This window comes from Vibrio sp. 1641 (genome assembly GCF_033339995.1).
Taxonomy (GTDB): Bacteria; Pseudomonadota; Gammaproteobacteria; order Enterobacterales; family Vibrionaceae; genus Vibrio; species Vibrio alginolyticus.
Window position 1 is genome coordinate 1 of the sequence record NZ_JAWOVP010000069.1, and the last position, 949, is coordinate 949.

1 protein-coding gene is annotated in these 949 nt (G+C 49.6%); it reads right to left on the bottom strand.

Annotation, left to right across the window (positions count from 1 at the left end; all coding sequences use genetic code 11):
- Positions 1-935 (bottom strand): Ig-like domain-containing protein (locus R7Z47_RS24200; protein WP_029827227.1); only part of this gene is annotated, 935 nt, incomplete at its 3' end.
- Positions 936-949 lie beyond the last annotated feature (14 nt).

The following is a 949-nucleotide window of genomic DNA, read 5'->3' on the forward strand; positions in this document are numbered from 1 at the left end:
CCTTCTTCGTCGTAGATTGAACAGTAAGGTACGTCCACGCCTGTTGTTTGGTAAAGACCGTCAGGACGACAGTTAGATGCCACTGCGCCACCATTTACAGTTAACGTAGTAATTGCAGAGTCTGTGCTTGCACCTGCGTTATCTGTCGCTTTCGCGTATACCGCTAGAGCGCCCGCTTTTGAAGGCGTTACGTCTAGTGTGTAAGGGGCAGCGGTTGCTGTGCCAGCTAATGCGCCAGCAACGTAGAAGTCAACTTTAGCAACGCTACCATCCGCGTCTGCCGCGTTAGCAGTAAGCGTAACAGTACCGCCTAGCTCGATTGAAGTAGCTGAAAGCGCAACATCCACTGTAGGCGCTTCATTACCTGGTTGAGCTGAAGCAATCGTAAGCGTTACTGAACTTGCAGTACTTACCGCGCCAGCGTCATCATAAGATTTAGTTGAAAACTCGTGTACGCCTTCAGTTGCAGTCCAAGATGCAGTGAAAGGAGCCGAAGTAGACTGACCAACTAAAGCACCATCAACAAAGAATTCAACTTTGCTAATTGTGCCATCAGTGTCTGCTGCATCTGCGGCTAGGTTAACCACTTCACCAGCGGTGATAGATGCCGACGCAGAAGGAGCGGTTAGAGTCACCGTCGGGATTTCATTTTGTGGTGGGTCAACAGGACCTGTTCCATCACAAGCACCAAGAGATTCCCACTCGCCCCACTGGCCAGCTTGTGCAGGGTTATTGTTTTGCGTCCAGTAACGCGCTTTGTATGCGTTACCTTCGTGCTGAACTTGGTCGCCGCCATTATAAACTTTTGACGAATCCCAAACTTCTAGAGGGGCACAATCAACCGCTGCGTAGCTGTTGAAGGCCAATAGACAAGATGCAGTCAGCGTACTTAGCGTAAAGACACTTTTCACTGCTTTCCCGTTTTTAAGGTGCATAATCGCTCTTCCTT